Genomic DNA, 19671 nt, shown 5'->3' on the forward strand with positions numbered 1-19671 from the left:
TATTTAATTAAGACAAAAAATTAAAATGGGTGATAGACATAATGATTACAATGATTTTTCAATTATTACATTGGGCCATTCAGCTCTATATGTTGGGAATCTTCATATGGGTTTTGATGTCATGGTTACCAGGAGCCTATCAATCAGCCTTTGGTAGATGGCTCACTAAAATTTGCCAGCCGTACATGAGTTGGTTTAGATTTATTCCACCGATTATGGGAATTGATTTTTCACCAATTCTTGCCTTGCTAGTATTAGAATTATGTGCGAATGGTTTAACTTATATTGAAGCATTATTGCTTGGTGGAGTTATTTATGGATAATCAAATTGCACAACATTTTAGAAAAGAAGAACAGGAGCAGATTGAAAATTTTTCGTCGTTAATTCAAGAAGCTTTGGACCAAAATCGTTCAATTTTAACTAACTTTCTAAATCCACGGGAACAGTATATTTTACAGACGCTGGTCAATCGAGATTCAGATTTAAAGTTAGGTCTCTTTGGTGGTTTTTCAGGAGCAGAGAATCAGCGAGCTTTAATTTATCCTAGTTATTTTAGCCCAGAAGAAGATGACTATCTTGTTCAAGTTTTTGAAATTGAATATCCGATTAATTTTGCAGAATTAGAGCACCGACAAATACTTGGTACAATGGCTAATTCTGGTGTTCAGCGAAACACATTTGGTGATATTGTTCATAATGAAGGAAGATGGCAAGTTGCCGTAAATGCTGAGTTGGCAGACTTTTTTCAAAATGAAATTGATCGAATTGGAAAAATTAAAGTTAAAATGATTCCAGTTGTAGCGGACGATTTGCTCAGAATTGAAAGCGACTGGGAGACCATTAATACCACCATCGCGTCTTTACGTTTGGATCTTCTTATCAGTACCGGCTTTTCAATATCCAGGCACCGGGCGAAAGAGTTAATTGAAGGTCGGCGAGTGCAACTCAATTGGATGCTAGTTGAAAAATCAGATACGATAATTGCCTTAAATGATGTTATTTCTGTTCGAAAATATGGTAGGATAAAACTTGTTGATATCCTTGGAACAACAAAAAAAGACAAGTTGAGGATCCAACTGAATTTAATTAAAACTAGATAGTGATTTACGGGGGTTTTATTAATGGCGATCGAACCACAAGATATACAACAAAAACAATTTTCAAATAAAATGCGTGGATACAATCCAGTCGAAGTTGATGAATTTCTGGACGATGTGGCTTTTGAACAACGTCGTCTTCAAGATGAGATCGATTCATTGCGTCAACAATTAACAGAAGCAAAAAGTCGAGCAGATTACTTTGATGAAATGAAGGAATCACTTAATAAATCCATCATGGTGGCTCAAGATGCGGCGGATAAAGTTAAAATTAGTTCCAAACGTGAAGCCGAATTCACTGCCAAAGAGGCCCAAAAGGAAGCTGAAGTAGTAGTCAAAGATGCGCATCGAAAAGCAGACGGATACATTGGTGAAGCAGCTGGTAAAGCACAGAAAGTTGTTATTGCAACCGATGACTTAAAGAAACAGGCGCGAAGTTTCCGTCAAAAATTGGAAGTTTTATTAGAATCGCAACTACAAATGATCAAGGGGCGCGATTGGGATAATTTATTGAGTTCAGATGAATTACTAACGATTGGCGAAATTAAGGAAGCAATGCGTAACAGTGGTGCACTTGACAATCTTCCAGAAGACAGTGTACACTCAGAACAAGTTACCGAAGTGTCGCCAGATACACCCGCCGTTGAGCCTGAAAATCAGGATGAATTAAAGACAGTAGTGGTGTTCCCTGAAGATTACGATAATGAAAATGGTAATCCAACTAGCGAAGGATTCCATGTTGAACCAAAAAAATAAAACGATAAAAAAGAATGGCTTATAATTAAAAAACATTTTAGCGAGTTGATAATGGTGAAAGATCAACATGTTAGGTTATGGGCTCTATCACTTTTGAGTGTTGAACTGAACGATAGTAAGTTCAAACGATTGGCAATCGTTATCTGCTACAATGAGGAGGGCTTTTTTATTGGCCCTTAAATTTGGGTGGTATCACGAAGACTTCGTCCCTTTGGGGATGGAGTCTTTTTATTTTAGATTCAGAAAGCGAGTGATTTTAGTGCGAGTAAAAGACACTTTAAATTTAGGAAAAACAAAGTTTAAGATGCGAGGAAATCTCCCCGTTAACGAAAAAAAACGTGAAGACGTGTGGTTCGAAAATAAAGTTTACGAACAACGCCAAAAATTAAATGAGGGTAAACCATCTTTTGTGCTACATGACGGACCTCCATACGCAAATGGTAATATCCATATGGGACATGCAATGAACAAAATATCTAAGGATATCATTGTCCGCTACAAATCGATGAGCGGTTTTAGAAGTCCATATGTGCCAGGATGGGATACACATGGGTTACCAATTGAACAACAATTAACCAAAGAAGGATACGATCGTAAAAAAATGTCAACGGTCGAATTCAGACGTTTATGTCATGAATATGCCTTAAAACAAGTTGATAAGCAGCGAACAGATTTTAAACGTTTAGGTGTTGCGGCTGAGTGGGATAATCCATATTTAACACTTAAGCCAGAATTTGAAGCTCAAGAGATTAGAACGTTTGGTAAAATGGCTGAATTGGGCTTGATTTATCGTGGTAAAAAGCCAGTATTCTGGTCATGGTCGTCTGAATCAGCGATGGCAGAAGCCGAAGTTGAATATCACGATGTAACTTCACCATCAGCTTTCTATGCTGAAAAAGTGGTCGATGGCAAAGGTGTCTTAGATGAAGATACTTATTTTGTTGTTTGGACTACTACGCCTTGGACAATTCCGGCTTCAGAAGGAATTACAATTGATGCTGGATTTAATTATTCGGTTGTTAAACCAGCTAATGAGGAACGTAAGTTTGTTGTGGCAACAGAACGTTTAGGCTATGTCACAGAAGAATTTGGATGGCACGACGTAGAAACTCTAAGCGTTGTTCAAGGACGCGAGTTAGAAAATATTACGGCAATGCATCCATTTGATAACCACAGAGAATTATTGGTAATGTTGGGAGATTTTGTTACTTTGGATGCCGGAACTGGGCTAGTGCATACTGCTCCTGGATTTGGTGAAGATGATTTTAGGGTTGGTAAGGAATATGGACTTGATATTTTTGTTCCAGTAGACGATCGTGGCTACCTAACTGCGGATGCTGGACCAGATTTTGAAGGTGTATTTTATGAAGATGCTAATGAAATGGCTTTGAATAAATTAAAAGAATCCAACGCTTTATTAAAACAAATGGATTATGTCCACAGCTATCCATTTGATTGGCGAACAAAAAAACCAATTATCTTCCGTGCTACACCACAATGGTTTGCATCAGTGGATAAGATTCGTGAAAAGATTTTAAATTCGATTGAAGACGTAAAATTTTTGCCAGAATGGGGTCAAAAGCGGTTGCATAACATGATTCGAGACCGCGGAGACTGGGTTATTTCTCGCCAAAGAGTTTGGGGAGTACCGCTACCAATTTTCTATGCAGAGGACGGAACTCCAATTATTGAAAAGGAAACAACTGATTACGTTGCAGACTTATTTGAAAAAAATGGCTCAGATATCTGGTTTGAATGGGATGCAAAAGAACTTCTTCCTGAAGGATTTACGAGCGAGCACTCTCCTAATGGACTGTTCACCAAAGAAACGGATATTATGGATGTATGGTTTGACTCTGGATCGTCCCATCAAGGAGTGCTAGAGGAACGAAGTTATCTTAAATATCCAGCAGATCTTTATCTCGAAGGATCTGACCAGTATCGTGGCTGGTTTAATTCAAGTTTAATCACCAGTGTGGCGGTTTCAGGAAAAGCACCTTACAAACAAGTGATTTCGCAAGGGTTCACTTTGGACGGCAAGGGTCACAAGATGAGTAAATCACTTGGTAATACGATTGTTCCCGATGAAATTATTAAAAAGATGGGTGCAGAAATTATTCGCTTGTGGGTCTCATCGATTGATTCGTCTTCAGATGTCCGAGTATCACAAGAAAACTTCGTTAAAATTTCGGACTCATATAAGAAGATTCGGAATACAGTTCGTTACTTGTTAGCAAATACTGCTGATTTTAATCCACAAAACGATACGGTTAGTTATGATGAACTTCAACCTGAAGATCGTTTCATGATGGTTAAATTTAACGAACTAGTTAAGGAGTTACGCGGTTATTACGATGCTTACAGTTTTATTGATATCTATAAGGCGTTAATGAATTTCATCATTACGGACCTATCAGCATTTTATTTAGATTTTGCAAAAGACGTTGTCTACATTGAACCTGAGAATAGTTTGAAGCGGCGCTCAATGCAAACCGTGTTCTATCGGATTCTAGTTGGGTTGACTAAGCTAGTTACTCCGATCTTACCTCATACAGCGGAAGAAATTTGGGAGTATCTTCATGAACCCGAGGAATTTGTTCAATTATCAGAAATGCCTGAGGTTTTAGCAATTGCTGACTCAGAGAAACTGTTAGATAACTGGGAAATTATCAAGAAGCTTCGTTCGCATGTCTTAAAAGCCCTTGAAGAGGCTCGTGATGAGAAAATGATCGGAAAATCAATGGAGGCCAAAGCAAATCTTTACCTTGATGATCAAACAATGCAAGTCGTTAAGGATTTAGGCGTCGATTTACGATTAATTTTGATTGTTTCACAATTGGAAGTAAAAGAATTGTCTGCTGCTCCTGAGGAAGCGGATAAGTTTGATAATCAGATTGCGGTGCAAATCACTCCCGCTGCTGGTGAAGTATGCGAACGCTGTCGGATGACGAAAACTGATATTGGTTCCGATAGTAATTTTGAAACATTGTGCGCAAGCTGTGCCAAGATTGTCACGGAAAATTATCCAGAAGCAATTACAGAAGGATTTGACGAAAAATAATTAATAGAAGTGATTAGGTGTAAACCTAATCATTTTTAATTTACAGAATTAGTATTCACCATTATCATGGTAGTATGATTAGCGAAAAAAGGGGTTGAAGAATTGGAAAAGGGAACAGTAGATGATTTTGATAAGAAAAAGGGTTACGGGTACATCATTTTAGATGATGGAGAAAAGGCGTTTGTGCATTATACCGCGATTCAATCTGAAGACTATAAAACGCTTGAAAACGGCGAAAAAGTTGAACTAATGATTGCCGATGGTGCTAAGGGTCTGGTAGCAGTTAAAGTCTTTCGAAAAGAGGAAGTAAAATGAGCTTAGAAGAAAAAGTAGTTAAGTCAGTTTCCCGTTATAAGGGGGAAATTATTGATGTATATCAACAAACAGTGGAATTACCGGATGGTAAATTGGCTAACCGGGACGTTGTTAAACATCAAGACGCGGTTGCTGTGCTAGCTTTTACGAACGACGGAAAAGCTATCTTTGAAGAACAATGGCGAACACCGATTGGAAAAACGACGATTGAAATTCCGGCTGGTAAGGTTGAAGATGGGGAAGACTTTTTGGAAACCGCAAAGCGTGAATTGAATGAAGAAACACGTTATGAAGCAGGAAAGATAAGCAAAATGGTTGGCTTCTATTCAACACCGGGATTTGCGAATGAATATATGACGCTCTACGTTGCTAGTGATTTGAAAAAGGTAACTAAAGAATTGCCACGCGACCAGGGAGAAAACTTAAATATTTTTGAACTTTCATTAGAGGAAGCATTAAAAGCCATTAAAGAAGGTAAAATTGAAGACGCAAAAACTATTTTAGCAATATATTATTGGCAGGCTAATATTAAGTAGGTGAGTCTTTGGACGAAAAAAAACAAACTCGAGCAGAATATCAAAAAAGCTTACAAAAAAATTTGGACCGGAAAAATGAAGAGGTCGAAGAACCATCAAAAACACGTCGAAATCAAAAAAAACCTTCAGAAAAAGAACAAAGATTTAATCCGGATGAACGTTCTGAAGAAAAAAGTCGGAATCTTGCAAAGAAGTTGAATATTGCAATTGCCGTACTAGGAATTGGAATTATACTTGTTTTTTTGGTCTTATTTTTTGTTGGATGATATTAAACTAAATGTATAGGGGATTATGAAATTATGAAATATGGCGTAATTTGTGCTATGGAAGAAGAAATTAAATCTCTTTTGAACATTATTGACCTTGTAAAAGAAACCAATCTTAACGGAATCATTTTTTATGAGGGTCAAATTAAGGGGACTGATGTTGTTTTAGTTAGGTCCGGAATAGGAAAAGTTGAGGCAGGAATAACAGCGGCAATTTTGGTCACAAACTTTACCGTGGACCAACTAATTCATTCAGGGTCAGCAGGCGGAATTGGTCAAGGTCTTAAGGTGGGCGATATAGTACTTTCAACGGAAGTCGCTTATCATGATGTTGATGCTACGGCGTTCGGCTATGAATACGGTCGGTTACCTGAACAAGATGTTGTGCGTTACGTTGCTGACGATAAACTTATCAACAAGTTTGAAAAGGCCGCCGAGGGCAACGAGATGGTCGTGCACAAAGGACTGATTGTTACTGGAGACCAATTTATTTCTAGCAATGTAAAAGTTAAAGAAATTTTAGGACATTTTCCGGATGCACTTTGTTGTGAAATGGAAGGAGCGGCAATTGGGCAGGTTGCGCATCAATTCAAAAAGCCCTTTATCGTTGTGAGGGCGATGTCGGATACTGGTGATGACGATGCCAATGTATCATTTGATGAATTTATAGTTGATGCAGGACGTCGCTCAGCCGCAATGTTAATTGATTTATTTGAGATGGAAGGGAATAACTAATGCGAAGAGTATATTTAGATAACGCTGCAACAACACCGACAGCGGCAGAAGTTGTTGACGTAATATCTGACCAGTTAACCAATAATTGGGGAAATGCTTCTAGTTTACATGGATTTGGACGTCAAGCACGAGCTAAGTTAGATGAAGCACGGCACGTAATTGCGCAAAGTATTAATGCCGAAGATGAAGAGATAATTTTTACCAGTGGTGGCACGGAAAGCAATAACACCGCGATAACAGAGGTAGCTTTGCGAAATAAATCAAAGGGAAACAAAATTATTACTACTAAGATTGAACATCCATCTGTTCTAAAGTCGATGAATCGATTAGAAAAAATGGGGTTTGAGGTAGTTTATCTTGATGTTGATCAAAATGGATTAATCAGTTTGGACCAATTTAAACAAGAATTAGATGACCAAACGATCCTTGTTAGTATCATGATGGGGAATAACGAGGTCGGTAGTCATATGCCAATCCAAGAAATTGGAGAAATTTTAAAAGACCATCAAGCTGTTTTTCATACAGATGCCGTTCAAGCTTATGGCTTATTGGATATTGATGTTAAACGTGACAAAATTGACTTATTATCAACTTCTGCACATAAATTAAATGGTCCAAAAATGATGGGCTTTTTGTATAAAAATAGTACAGTTAACTTTGATAGTTTTATAGTTGGCGGTGAACAAGAGGATAAACGTCGAGCTGGAACTGAAAATGTTGCTAACATTGCGGGATTTGCAAAGGCGGCATCATTATTGTCCGAAGACAAGAAACAAGAACTTCAGACAAGGTATGCGGGTTTTAAGCAGCAAATTATTCAAACTTTAAATGATAATGAAATTGATTTTGAGATTAATGGATCATTGGATTCAAATAATTTGCAACACGTTTTTAACATCTGGCTTAAGGGTGTTTCAACTTATGTGATGCAAACTAACCTAGACTTGGCAGGAATTGCTATTTCAGGTGGTTCAGCATGTACGGCTGGAAGTCTTGAACCATCACATGTTTTAACGGCAATGTATGGGGCGGACTCTCCAAGAATTGGTGAATCGATTCGAATTAGTTTTGGAAAGCATACTACATCTGAAGATATTGATTATTTGTGTGACCAAATCGTTTTAATTGAAGACCGTTTAAAAAAGATGGCAAAAATGTAAGCGAGGGATTTCAATGGCATTTGGAAAAGAAGCAAGCGTAAAGGGTGATCCAGCTGTTTATCAGCTGAGTCCTGAAATAAAAAAATATACGTTGTTAGATTTAGGTTTTACAACGAAGACAAACGGAACATTTATATTTGAGCGTTCGCTAGACCCGACCTCTCCCTTTAACCAAGGAATTAAATTAAAAATCATGATTAAAGGCGATTTCTCGGGATTTAAAATAAGTACTGTGACAGCAAATGGAATGCAAAATGTAAGTATTTTTAGTCGTGAACAAGATGCTCCATTGGTAGAACAATACAATTTTTTAATTGCTGAATTAATCAAACATTCAGTAATTATGAAAAAATAGTTACTAACTTTTTGTTAATAGTGGTATTTAACGGCTAATTATTATAGAATAGATTTTACTGGATTTATGCGACCTTCAATCGTAGATTCTCCAGAATCTGATAGAAATGATGGTGATGTAGATGGCTGACAACAGTAAGACGCGAGTCGTTGTTGGTATGAGTGGTGGAGTTGATTCATCAGTCGTGGCATATTTGCTAAAAAAGCAAGGGTATGACGTGGTTGGTGTATTCATGAAGAATTGGGACGATACCGATGAAAATGGGTATTGTACGGCCACCGAAGATTATAAAGATGTTGCAAAGGTTGCGGCTAAGATTGGAATCCCTTATTACTCAGTTAACTTTGAAAAAGAGTATTGGGATAGAGTGTTCACTTATTTCCTAGATGAGTATAAAAAAGGTAGAACACCTAACCCGGACGTTATTTGTAATAATGAAATAAAGTTCAAGGCGTTTCTTGATTACGCAATCAGTTTGGGAGCAGATTATGTTGCAACTGGACACTATGCTCAAGTAGAACGTGATGAGAATGGACATCAACATTTGTTACGTGCTACAGATGGAAATAAAGACCAAACATACTTCTTAAGCCAACTTAGTGCCGATCAATTAGATCGTGTAATGTTCCCACTTGGTGGCATGATTAAGCCCGACGTTCGTAAAGTTGCTGAGGAAGCTGGATTATCAGTTTATGATAAGAAGGATTCAGTAGGAATTTGCTTTATTGGTGAGAAGAATTTCCGTGAATTTTTAGGAAATTACTTACCAGCTAAGTCAGGAAAAATGATGACGCTTGATGGTGAAGTGATGGGCGAGCATGCTGGTCTGATGTATTACACAATTGGTCAGCGTCGTGGCCTAGGTATTGGTGGCGGATCTAAGAATAACGAACCATGGTTTGTTATTGGTAAGGATCTTTCAAAAAATATTTTATACGTTGGACAAGGATTTGAAAACGAGCATCTCTATGCTTCAAGCCTCGATGCCTCTGACATGCACTTTGTCAACAAACTAGGTGCAGAGCGCGGGCATGATTTCCGGTGTACTGCGAAGTTCCGTTATCGTGCCCAGGATGTGCCCGTGACGGTTCATTTCAGCGATGATTTTTCAAAAGTAACGGTTGACTTTGATGATCCCGCTCGTGCAATTACGCCGGGACAGGCACTTGTCCTCTATGATGGTGAGGAATGTATAGGTGGTGGAATTATCGATGCCGCTTATAGTACCGAAAAGAAGTTACTTCAGTACATTTAATTAAAATACTCGAATAGGTTCGGATGTAAACCAATTTTTAATGGTTTACATTCGAACTTTTTTGTTTTCATTTTTAAGAGCTACTTAATGCATTGTAGATTAGTCTAAAAAAGTTGTAATCGTATTTATTTTTGTAGATTTATTTAAACAATTAATAATGGTAAAATTACCATAACCACGCAGAAAAAGGACGAATAACTTTGACAAAATTATATTTTATAAGACATGGAAAAACTGAATGGAATTTAGAGGGACGATATCAAGGAGCAAAGGGTGACTCTCCTTTGTTGGATGAAAGCTATCAAGAAATTCAACAGTTGGCTCTTTTCTTATCATCTAAACAATTTCGAAGGATTTTTTCTAGTCCATTACGACGAGCACGAATTACCGCTACAACGTTACAACATCAGTTAGACGAGATACAGGGACATCCAACGCCCTTAACAATTTCAAGTCGACTTCGCGAATTTGATTTAGGTGTAATGGAAGGAATGCGATTTGTTGATGTTGAAAAGAAATTTCCAGAGGAAGTGGATGCTTTTAGAAACCATCCAGATCAGTATTTTCCAGACAAAATAAAGGGAGAAACTTTTCAACATTTGGTTGAAAGAATGCGACCGACGATTATTAGAATCTGCGAGATGTTTCCAAACCGTGATGATAATGTCATTATTGTTAGTCATGGCGCGGCTCTAAATGCAATTATTAACTCATTACTGAACGTTCCCTTAGCAGAACTAAGGAAGCGCGGAGGATTGGCCAATACTAGCACAACAATTTTAGAAAGTCAGGATCGTGGTTTAACATATCAGTTAATCGACTGGAACGATACTAGTTACATAAAAAAAGAAATTGATCCGACAGATCTAATTTAGAGGTGAATGGGTAAAATGGGCAGTGAAAAAAAACGAGACGATGTCATTCATAAACTAATTCAAAAAATAGATGAGAATCCAAATGACGCCAAAAATTATTACAATTTAGCGGCTATTTTAGTTAAACAACAAAGCTTTGATCAAGCTGAAGAGCTATTAGTAAAATCACGGGAGAATTTTAATGATTCAAGCAGTGTTGATCTACTAACTTATGGTTTAGGAAATGTCTACTATGCTGAAGGATTATATGAAAAAGCAAATCGTACTTTTCAGACGGTTAGAGATCAACGTTTAAAAAAAGAAGCGAACATGATGATCGCTCAAGGTTATTTTGCTCAAAGTGAATATAAAATGGCTTTTGCTTTTGGCCTGACGGTCTTGGAAAATAGTCCCTCGGATGCAGATGTAAATGAATTAATGGGGGATATTTCTTTAGCACTTGGAGATATAAAAATGGCCCAAAAATATTATGATGTGGCTTTAAAAGCGAAAAAGACGGCAAAATTACTATTTAATCGGGGAGTTGTCGAAATGGCAATTTCTAAAACTAAAAATAATAAGTTTTTTGATTTATCCAAAGAAATTGATGCAAAACTTTTTGAGCAAAATAAGCAACGGTTGGTAGATGTTGATAAGCTTTTAAATAAAAATGTTGAGGAAGATGATTAATGGCATTTGAGAAAATGGATTTATTTGGAAATGCCGATTCGAAGTCTCCAAAATTAGATAATAAAGTTGAACTAGTCGGGGAAATTAGCGCAGTTTTTTTTGAGAGCCCTGATAGTTTATTTAAAGTTTTATTGATAACGGTCGAGGAGAACGATTTTAACTGGGATGAGGACCAAATCGTTGTAACTGGAAATATTGCTGATATTCAAGAAGGCCAAAAATATCGTTTTAGTGGCAAATTAGTTTCACATCCTAAATATGGCAACCAGGTCCAAGTGTATCAGTATACGGTATTTGTACCAAATACTGAAGATGGCATTGTAGCATATTTATCTGGAAATCAATTCAAAGGCATTGGTAAGAGGACGGCCGAAAAAGTAGTCGATGCGCTTGGAGATGATGCCATTAATGAAATTAAGAAAAATCCAGAAGTTTTAAAAAACATTGGTGTTTCGGTCAAGCAGGCAGACATTATTTCAGATGTTCTAAATCAGTCGAATGGCTTAGAGGATATCTTGATTAAGCTGGGCGATTTAGGAATAACCGGTAATATCGCAAGTAGTATCATTAATAAGTATCATGAAGACGCCCTCAGAATAATTGAAGATAATCCATATCGGTTGGCTGATGAAGTCGATAATGTTGGTTTTAAGAGAGCGGATGGAATTGCTAGGAAGATGGGGATTAAACCGGATTTTCCAGCTCGTCTTCAGGCTGGGATACTTGAAACGATTAAAGAGTGGAGTAATTCGACGGGTGATACGTATATAACGGCGGATAATTTATTGCAAAGAGCAACGGAATTACTTGGTGAGTCTGCGACAGCTGAAATGATTGCAAATCAGGTGTTGGAACTTGGGAAAAGTGGCCGCATAGTTGGAGAAGATGGAAAGATATATTTAAAGTGGCTATTTCAAGCTGAAGTAGCAATTGGGCAGCGTGTAAGACAAATGATCGGAAATATTTCCGAAAGCAAAAAACAAATTAAAAAAGCAATTCAAATTGTTGAGAGTAATTTAGTATTAAAATACGATAAAATTCAAAACGCAGCCATTGAGTTAGCACTTTCAAATTCGTTAACAATTATTACCGGTGGCCCGGGAACTGGTAAAACGACAATTATAAAGGGGCTAATTAATAGTTTTGCTGAACTAAATGGGATCTCTTTAGATCCGAATGAATATACCGAAAGTAAATTTCCAATACAGTTAGTGGCTCCGACGGGAAGAGCTGCGAAACGTTTAAATCAGGTCACTAACGTCCCGGCAAAGACCATTCATCGATTGCTGGGGTTGAATGGAAAAGATGATTTAAAAGATGAAGAAGTTAAACAACTGGAGGGAAGTCTGCTAGTTGTTGATGAAATGTCCATGGTTGATACAGGACTGTTTAATACATTAATTAATGCCGTTAATCCGGATATGCAGGTAGTTTTAGTTGGTGATAAAGATCAGTTACCTTCGGTGGGACCTGGACAAGTCTTTAATGATTTGATCAAGAGCGATGTGATTCCAACAGTTTCACTAACCAAAATTTATCGGCAAGAGGCAGATTCTTCCATTATTCAGTTAGCTCATGATATTCAAAATGGAAAACTTCCCTCCGATTTTACAAAAAATAAAAAAGATAAATCTTTCTTTTTAGCCAATGCATCACAAGTGGCTAATGCAATCGATCAAATTGCTCAGAAAGCCGTTGAAAAGGGCATTTCAAAAAGTGATATACAGGTGTTAGCACCGATGTACAAAGGGAGTGCCGGAATTAATGAGATTAATCGACACTTGCAAAAAGTTTTGAATCCTCCTGAAAGCTTAAAACCCAAATCGATCAACGCTAAAGATCAAGATTTTAGAATTGGCGATAAGGTTTTGCAATTAGTAAATTCTCCGGAAAATAATATATTTAATGGCGATATAGGTGAAATTACGGGATTAGTAACTGAAAAAGAGGGCAAAGGGCAAGCCCACTTGATTGTCGACTATGATGGAAATGAAGTTACCTACTCAAAATCAGATTTGGGACAGTTGACTTTGGCATACTGTATCTCAATCCATAAATCACAGGGTAGTGAATTTCCGTTTGTTATTTTACCAATGGTACGTCAATATTATCGAATGCTTCAAAGAAATCTGTTGTATACCGGTTTGACACGAGCTTCAAATTCGATCATTCTCTTGGGCGAGCCGGACGCTTACACCCAGGCGGTAAAAAATGAATCTTCCAATCGCGATACTAGTTTGCGTTTAAGAATTAATCCAGATCATATTGATGATCCAACGAGGGAAGAAAAGCCTAGTCTATTCCAAAACGATCCGGAAAATGTTGAAAGTTCGGTGCCAGAAGCAACAACGCTTACCAATCATTTGGTACAAATTGAAAAGGTTGATCCAATGATTGGTATGGAAAATATCACACCTTATGATTTTTTAGAGTGATTTTCTTGTAGTATGTGTAAAAAATTTACTATAATATATGCTGTAGATAATAATTGGAGGTTGAGCTGTGGAAAGTAAATTAAAAAGGAGAATGAAATTATTCTCTTTAAATTCTAATCGTGCTTTATCTGAAAAAATTGCTTCAGAGGTTGGTATTCCGCTTGGAAAAGCCGCAATTAAACAGTTTAGCGATGGCGAAATTCAAGTTAATATTGAAGAAAGCATTCGTGGGGCCGAAGTATATGTAATCCAATCAATTTCAGATCCAATCAATGATTCGTTAATGGAATTATTAATTATGGTGGACGCACTGAGAAGAGCTAGTGCTAGTCAAATTAATGTAGTGATTCCATATTATGGATATTCCAGGCAAGACCGTAAAGCACGTTCTAGGGAACCAATTACGGCTAAATTAATTGCCAACCTTTTAGAGGATGACGATATCACTCGTGTTTTAACGCTTGATTTACATGCACCACAAATCCAAGGATTTTTTGATGTTCCAGTTGATCATTTGGCAGCAGCGCCATTATTGGCTAGTTATTTTAGCGATGGGAGTTTTGATACAGACAATATGGTTGTTGTTTCCCCCGATCATGCGAGTGTTTCAAGAGCGCGGATTATGGCCGAACTTTTAGGAACGCCAATTGCAATTATTGATAACCGTAATGAAGAATCTGCGGAAGATATTAATGAGATTCCGACTGAAATTATTGGAAACGTCGCTGGCAAAACTGCGTTGGTAATTGATGATATGATTGATACCGGAACAAGACTAACGATTTCAGCTGAAGCACTTTCGAATGCCGGAGCAACTGAAATATATGGCGCAGCAACGCACGCAATCTTCTCTAATAGTGCTTCGGAAATTTTGCAAAATTCCAAACTTTCAAAAGTGATCGTGACAGATTCTATTCGAATCGATGAAGAGAAGAAGTTTGAAAAATTAGTACAATTATCAGTGGGACCATTACTTGGAAATGCAATCAAGATGATCTATGATAATGAGCCTTTGGCACCACTTTTTAAGAGCCAAAAATAATTTAAATATCCGTAAGGTATAAGCTCTAAACTTTTAATAAGGCCTGTGACAGATTATAATTTGTTCAGGTCTTTTTATATCAGGGGGAGTCTATGAATGTAGCAATAGAATTATTAAAAAAGAAGTCGGTGCAATTATGGCTGACGTTATTTGGAATAATTGGGTTAATCTTTTTACTGCGGGATTTTATGTCTCAAATACTTTTGATTGTTATTTTTTCTTTTGTATCCTATGTTGGTATTCAAAAAATACGAAAGTTTACGAAAGTTAGCCAACCGGTTGGTACACTAATTTTCTACATAGTTCTGCTAGCTTTCATGGGATTTGTATTTTCGATGACTGCTTCTATGATCTATGATCAATTAAAGGGAATCCCGGCCTTGATCAGGCACGCAATTAATAGTGATTCTTTCAGTAATCAATACGTCCAGATGATAGTGGACGAGGTTCGCAAAAACTCACAGGCAGTTAAGGGCAGTCAATACTTGGCGATGTCGGGCTTAAATCAGCTTGGGCGAATCGGGGTCGCCATGGAACACATTATTGTAGCTTTGTTACTAAGTCTGGTGTTTAACTTAACATTTAATCATTTAAAATCATTTGGACATTCGATTTTAAATAGTCGACATAGCGTTATGTTTGGCAATATCTACTTATTGTTAAAAAAATATGTGATGATTTTGGGTACGGTTATCGAAACACAGCTGGTAATATGTAGTATTAATACAACATTGATGACGATCGGTCTATGGGCCTTGGGCATTCCCAAGCTACTGTTGCTCGCGATTATCGTGTTTATTTTAGGATTAGTTCCTGTAGCCGGGGTCTTAATCTCTTTGATTCCATTGAGTATTGTTGCATTTTCCGCTAATGGGATTGTTTCAATAATTGAAGTGATGTGTCTGGTTATATTGATCCACTTCTTTGAATCATATTTCTTGCACCCAAGACTAATGGCAGGAGCGACGGACCTTCCAATTTTTGTAACATTTATTACTTTAATTATCGCAGCTAAAATGATTGGAACATGGGGATTAATCGTTGGTATTCCAACCGTTGCGTTTTTCATTGATTTTTTAGGAATAAAATTAAAAAGACACCATCCTAAATCCGCAAAAGACGTTATTGAAGATCAAATTGAATAGTTTAAATGTGTTTTATATATATTAAAAACAATTGATAAGGGCTATGGCAAAGTAATTTTGTTATAGCCTTTTAATTTACAAAAAAATAGAATTATGAACTCTAATGAACTATTTTGAACTGTTTTGATTGATTTTGAAGAAATTTGGTGTTATATTTTTTATGGAGGATGATGAAAGTGCTTACAGAATTACGTGAAAGAAATATTTTAGACCTACTAAAACAAAAACAGTTTATAAAAATAGATGAAATTATCGAAAAAAATAACTCGTCAGTTTCTACTGTTCGAAGAGATTTAAAAAAGTTAGAGTCTGAAGGAAAACTAGTTCGCATCCATGGTGGAGCAAGAATTGAAAGTAACTTGCAGGAAGAACCCGATTTTCAAGTTAAATCAAAACTTAATTTAGTTGAGAAGAATGATATTGGTAAAAAGGCGGCAGAGTTGGTTCAAGAAGGAGAGGTAATATTTTTAGATGCGGGTACTTCAACTGCGACAATGATTTCGTATCTATCCAATATTAAGGGACTATTGGTTGTAACCAATGGACTAAACATTGCTAACTTACTTTCTGATTTTGATGTAAATACATATGTTATTGGTGGATTACTAAAAAATAAAACACGGGCATTGATTGGTACTGAAGTTACTGATCGGATTGAAACCTTTCAATTTGACCGTTGCTTTATGGGAGTCAACGGCATTTCGAAGGACCAAGGTTTTACAACGCCCGATATTCAAGAAGCACAAATTAAAACTTTGGTGATGAATCGAAGCAGGCAGGCATACGTTCTGGCAGATTTAACAAAGTTCGATCACACCTCATTCGTCAGTTTTTCAAAACTGGAAGATGCAACAATTATTACGGATACATGTCCAAACTGGATAAAAAATAAAACGAACGTAAAGTATATGGAGGTTAATAAATGATTTACACAGTAACTTTAAATCCGTCAATTGACTACGTCGTCAGTTTAAATCAAATGAACATTGGATTAGTTAATCGATTAAGGGATGCTAATAAATTTCCAGGTGGAAAGGGAATTAATGTTTCTAGAGTCTTAAATCAGCTAAACGTTAGCAACACGGCATTAGGCTTTTTAGGAGGTTTTACTGGGAAATTTGTCGCTCAGTCCTTAGATCAACTTAATGTTAACAGTAACTTTGTTAAAATTAGTGGAGACACACGAATTAACGTTAAAATCCATGCTCAAGATGAAACAGAGCTAAACGCAAAGGGACCAAAAATTATGGAATCTGAATTGCAATGTTTTATTGATAATTTTAATTCCATTACGGAGAAGGATATAGTTATTTTCTCAGGGAGTATTCCCGAAAATTTGCCACAGAATCTTTACGATACAATTATCAAAAAAATTAAGAAGAATGGTGCGCAGTTTGTTGTTGATACAACAGGAAAGGGGCTTATGGACACCCTACCTAACAAACCGCTTTTAATAAAACCAAATAATCATGAATTAGGGGATTTATTTGATACCAAAGTTGAAACAGACGACGAAATTGAATATTACGGTAAAAAGTTAGTTGAACTTGGGGCACAAAATGTCATGATTTCGATGGCTGCGGCAGGAGGTATGCTTGTTTCGAAGGATCATGTGTATCGAAGTTTTGCGCCAAAAGGAAAGGTTTTAAATTCTGTCGGTGCAGGAGATTCGATGCTAGCCGGCTTTGTTGGAGAGTATGTTAAAACTGGTGAACTAGAACAAGCTTTTAAACAAGGGCTAGCCTGCGGTAGTGCAACTGCTTTTTCACTAGATATTGCTGATAAAGGAAAAATACGTGAAGTATTAAGTGATATAAACGTGTTTGAAAGGTAGGAAAAATAAATATGAAAATTAAAGAATTGTTAAAAGAGAATTTAATGATTATGAATCTTACGGCGAAGACAAAAGATGACGTCATTAATGAGATGATTGATAAGTATGTTTCAGAAGGTATCGTAACGGATCGTGATAAATATTTAAAGGGAATTTTAGATCGTGAAGCTGAATCAACCACGGGAATTGGCGATGAGATTGCTATGCCCCACGCCAAAACCAATGCGGTAACAGAAGCTGCGGTATTATTTGCGAAAAGTAGTCAAGGCGTTGACTTTGATTCATTGGATGGAAAGCCTGTAAAGCTTTTCTTTATGATTGCCGCTCCTGAAGGCGCTAACAATGCACACTTACAGGCACTGGCGAAATTATCAAGTTTGTTGATCGACCCAGATCTCGTAGCCAAATTAAAAGAAACTAAAACACCACAAGATGTAATTGAGTTGTTTGAAAAAGCGGAACAGAAAAAGGATTCTGACGATGCTAAAAGTGATCTAGAAGACACATCGACAAATGAAAAAAACGATAAAAAGCCTTTTATTGTGGCGGTATCGGCCTGTCCTAACGGAATTGCACATACCTATATGGCAGAGGCGGCGCTGAAAAAAGCTGCAAAGGAAAAGGGAATTGATATTAAGGTAGAAACAAATGGTTCAGAGGGAATTAAGCATCGTTTAACAAAAGAAGAAATCGAACGTGCAGACGGTGTTATTGTTACAGCGGACAAAAAAGTTGAAATGGCTCGTTTTAATGGTAAACCATTATTAAATCGTCCTGTTATTGACGGTATCAACAAGGCAGATGAACTTATCGACCTAGTAGAAGCCAATCAGGCATCGACATTTCATTCTAATTCGGATGAACAAATAGACGATGATGGTCCTAAAAGTGGTTTTTGGAATGAAATTTACAAGGATTTAATGAATGGAATTTCTCACATGTTGCCATTTGTTGTTGGCGGTGGAATTATTATGGCGATTTCATTCTTTATTGAACGTTATACGTCGGCGACCAGCATGTGGTTTACGTTTCCAAATAATATCGGAAATTATGCGTTCTCATTTTTAATCCCCATTTTAGCAGGGTTTATTGCACAATCAATTGGTGATTTACCGGCATTAATGCCCGGAGTTGTTGGGGGATACATGGCAACCCAATCAGCGGCCAGTATTATGCATACCACCAGTGTTTCAGGATTTATCGGTGGGCTAATCGCGGGATTTGCGGCCGGATTGATTATTAATGCATTAAAAAAAGCATTTAGATTTTTACCTAAGTCACTTGAGGGCTTGAAACCAATGTTAATATATCCAATCATCAGTTTACTTTTGGTTGGTGGACTGATGTTCTTTATTGTTAACCCAATTTTTGCTTCAGTTAATGCTTGGGTAACTGGGGTGCTTGAAGGAATGGGAACCGGAAACGCCGTTCTTCTTGGTGCTGTTCTTGCCGGAATGATGTCAATCGATATGGGTGGTCCGTTTAATAAAGCGGCTTATGCATTTGCAATCGCGGCATTTACGTCAACTAAAAACGGAGATTTAATGGCGGCTGTAATGGTTGGTGGAATGATTCCACCTTTGGCAACCGCAATTGCAACAACTTTCTGGCCTAAAAAGTTTACGAAGCAAGAAAGAGAAGCGGGTATATCGAACTGGGTTCTTGGAATTTCCTTCATCACAGAAGGAGCAATTCCATTTGCGACGGCGGACCCACTCCGTGTGATTGGTTCTAGTATCATTGGATCAGCAATTGGAGGTGGATTAAGCCAATTATGGAAGGTTAGCGTACCAGCTCCTCATGGAGGATTATGGGTATTAGCGTTGGCAGATCATAAGTTGTTCTATATTTTGTCAGTTTTAATTGGTGCGGTTATAGCCGGTGTTATTATGGGGATCTGGAAGCCCCAAAAATTAGTAAAAAATAAATAAATATTCATTTTGTGAATAAATCGTAGTGAAGTTGAAAGGTCAATTGTTACAGACTATGTAACAATTGACCTTTTTTGTAATACTAGCGTAACATAGTCAAAACCTGCTTGAAATAAAGGGTTTTGACCCAAAAAAGGAAAAAATTTTTTTGCATTTTTTGTCTTTTGTTAAATGGCTGAACAATGGGATTTATAAGATTCTTT

At 37.1% G+C, this 19671-nt stretch carries 19 protein-coding genes and 1 other annotated feature; all 19 genes read left to right on the forward strand.

Annotated elements, in window-relative coordinates:
• The first annotated feature begins 41 nt into the window (after positions 1-41).
• The 19 genes from IV81_RS04590 to IV81_RS04680 all read left to right on the forward strand — a co-directional run bounded on the left by IV81_RS04590 (position 42) and on the right by IV81_RS04680 (position 19468).
• Positions 42-323: a YggT family protein gene (locus IV81_RS04590; protein WP_057802673.1), complete on the forward strand. Its 282-nt coding sequence runs from the start codon at positions 42-44 to the stop codon at positions 321-323.
• Complete coding sequence (locus IV81_RS04595; RefSeq protein WP_057802674.1) at positions 316-1101, forward strand: YlmH family RNA-binding protein; 786 nt, start codon at positions 316-318, stop codon at positions 1099-1101. Before IV81_RS04590 ends, IV81_RS04595 begins: the two co-directional genes overlap by 8 nt.
• Before the next feature lie 21 nt (positions 1102-1122).
• Positions 1123-1854 (forward strand): DivIVA domain-containing protein, encoded by a 732-nt coding sequence (locus tag IV81_RS04600; RefSeq protein ID WP_057802675.1) that lies wholly within the window; start codon positions 1123-1125, stop codon positions 1852-1854.
• Positions 1850-2068, forward strand: a binding site (T-box leader). Its footprint overlaps the gene before it by 5 nt.
• A gap of 45 nt (positions 2069-2113) precedes the next feature.
• Positions 2114-4915, forward strand: a complete 2802-nt coding sequence (gene ileS / locus IV81_RS04605) for an isoleucine--tRNA ligase (protein WP_057802740.1) — start codon at positions 2114-2116, stop codon at positions 4913-4915.
• Positions 4916-5017: 102 nt separating this feature from the next.
• Positions 5018-5230, forward strand: a complete 213-nt coding sequence (locus IV81_RS04610) for a cold-shock protein (RefSeq protein WP_057802676.1) — start codon at positions 5018-5020, stop codon at positions 5228-5230.
• Positions 5227-5766, forward strand: a complete 540-nt coding sequence (locus tag IV81_RS04615) for an NUDIX hydrolase (RefSeq protein WP_057802677.1) — start codon at positions 5227-5229, stop codon at positions 5764-5766. Before IV81_RS04610 ends, IV81_RS04615 begins: the two co-directional genes overlap by 4 nt.
• A gap of 8 nt (positions 5767-5774) precedes the next feature.
• Positions 5775-6032 (forward strand): hypothetical protein, encoded by a 258-nt coding sequence (locus IV81_RS04620; RefSeq protein ID WP_057802678.1) that lies wholly within the window; start codon positions 5775-5777, stop codon positions 6030-6032.
• A gap of 33 nt (positions 6033-6065) precedes the next feature.
• On the forward strand, positions 6066-6767 hold the full coding sequence (locus IV81_RS04625; protein ID WP_057802679.1) for a 5'-methylthioadenosine/adenosylhomocysteine nucleosidase: 702 nt from the start codon (positions 6066-6068) through the stop codon (positions 6765-6767).
• Positions 6767-7927, forward strand: a complete 1161-nt coding sequence (locus IV81_RS04630) for a cysteine desulfurase family protein (protein WP_057802680.1) — start codon at positions 6767-6769, stop codon at positions 7925-7927. The genes IV81_RS04625 and IV81_RS04630 overlap by 1 nt, the downstream gene beginning before the upstream one ends.
• 13 nt (positions 7928-7940) lie before the next feature.
• A complete protein-coding gene (locus IV81_RS04635; protein WP_057802681.1) occupies positions 7941-8282 on the forward strand; it encodes a DUF1831 domain-containing protein in 342 nt (113 codons plus the stop codon).
• Between the two features lie 121 nt (positions 8283-8403).
• Positions 8404-9537: a tRNA 2-thiouridine(34) synthase MnmA gene (gene mnmA / locus IV81_RS04640; RefSeq protein WP_057802682.1), complete on the forward strand. Its 1134-nt coding sequence runs from the start codon at positions 8404-8406 to the stop codon at positions 9535-9537.
• A 200-nt stretch (positions 9538-9737) separates the two neighbouring features.
• Entirely contained in the window at positions 9738-10412 is a 675-nt protein-coding gene (locus IV81_RS04645; RefSeq protein ID WP_057802683.1) for a histidine phosphatase family protein, read from the forward strand.
• A gap of 15 nt (positions 10413-10427) precedes the next feature.
• The gene (locus IV81_RS04650; protein WP_083484685.1) at positions 10428-11081 is read left to right on the forward strand and encodes a tetratricopeptide repeat protein; all 654 of its coding nucleotides are present in this window, start codon (positions 10428-10430) and stop codon (positions 11079-11081) included.
• Positions 11081-13516, forward strand: coding sequence for an SF1B family DNA helicase RecD2 (gene recD2, locus IV81_RS04655; protein WP_057802685.1), 2436 nt, complete (start codon positions 11081-11083; stop codon positions 13514-13516). Before IV81_RS04650 ends, recD2 begins: the two co-directional genes overlap by 1 nt.
• A gap of 91 nt (positions 13517-13607) precedes the next feature.
• A complete protein-coding gene (locus tag IV81_RS04660; RefSeq protein WP_201780916.1) occupies positions 13608-14558 on the forward strand; it encodes a ribose-phosphate diphosphokinase in 951 nt (316 codons plus the stop codon).
• Positions 14559-14650: 92 nt separating this feature from the next.
• Positions 14651-15703, forward strand: coding sequence for an AI-2E family transporter (locus tag IV81_RS04665; protein ID WP_057802687.1), 1053 nt, complete (start codon positions 14651-14653; stop codon positions 15701-15703).
• Positions 15704-15873: 170 nt separating this feature from the next.
• Positions 15874-16629 (forward strand): DeoR/GlpR family DNA-binding transcription regulator, encoded by a 756-nt coding sequence (locus tag IV81_RS04670; RefSeq protein ID WP_201780915.1) that lies wholly within the window; start codon positions 15874-15876, stop codon positions 16627-16629.
• Positions 16626-17537 carry a 1-phosphofructokinase gene (pfkB, locus tag IV81_RS04675; protein WP_057802688.1) on the forward strand — a complete coding sequence of 304 codons (912 nt, stop codon included), beginning with the start codon at positions 16626-16628 and terminating at the stop codon, positions 17535-17537. Before IV81_RS04670 ends, pfkB begins: the two co-directional genes overlap by 4 nt.
• A gap of 11 nt (positions 17538-17548) precedes the next feature.
• Complete coding sequence (locus tag IV81_RS04680) at positions 17549-19468, forward strand: PTS fructose transporter subunit IIABC (RefSeq protein WP_057802689.1); 1920 nt, start codon at positions 17549-17551, stop codon at positions 19466-19468.
• Positions 19469-19671 lie beyond the last annotated feature (203 nt).

It is taken from the genome of Pediococcus stilesii, assembly GCF_001437075.1.
Lineage (GTDB): Bacteria > Bacillota > Bacilli > Lactobacillales > Lactobacillaceae > Pediococcus > Pediococcus stilesii.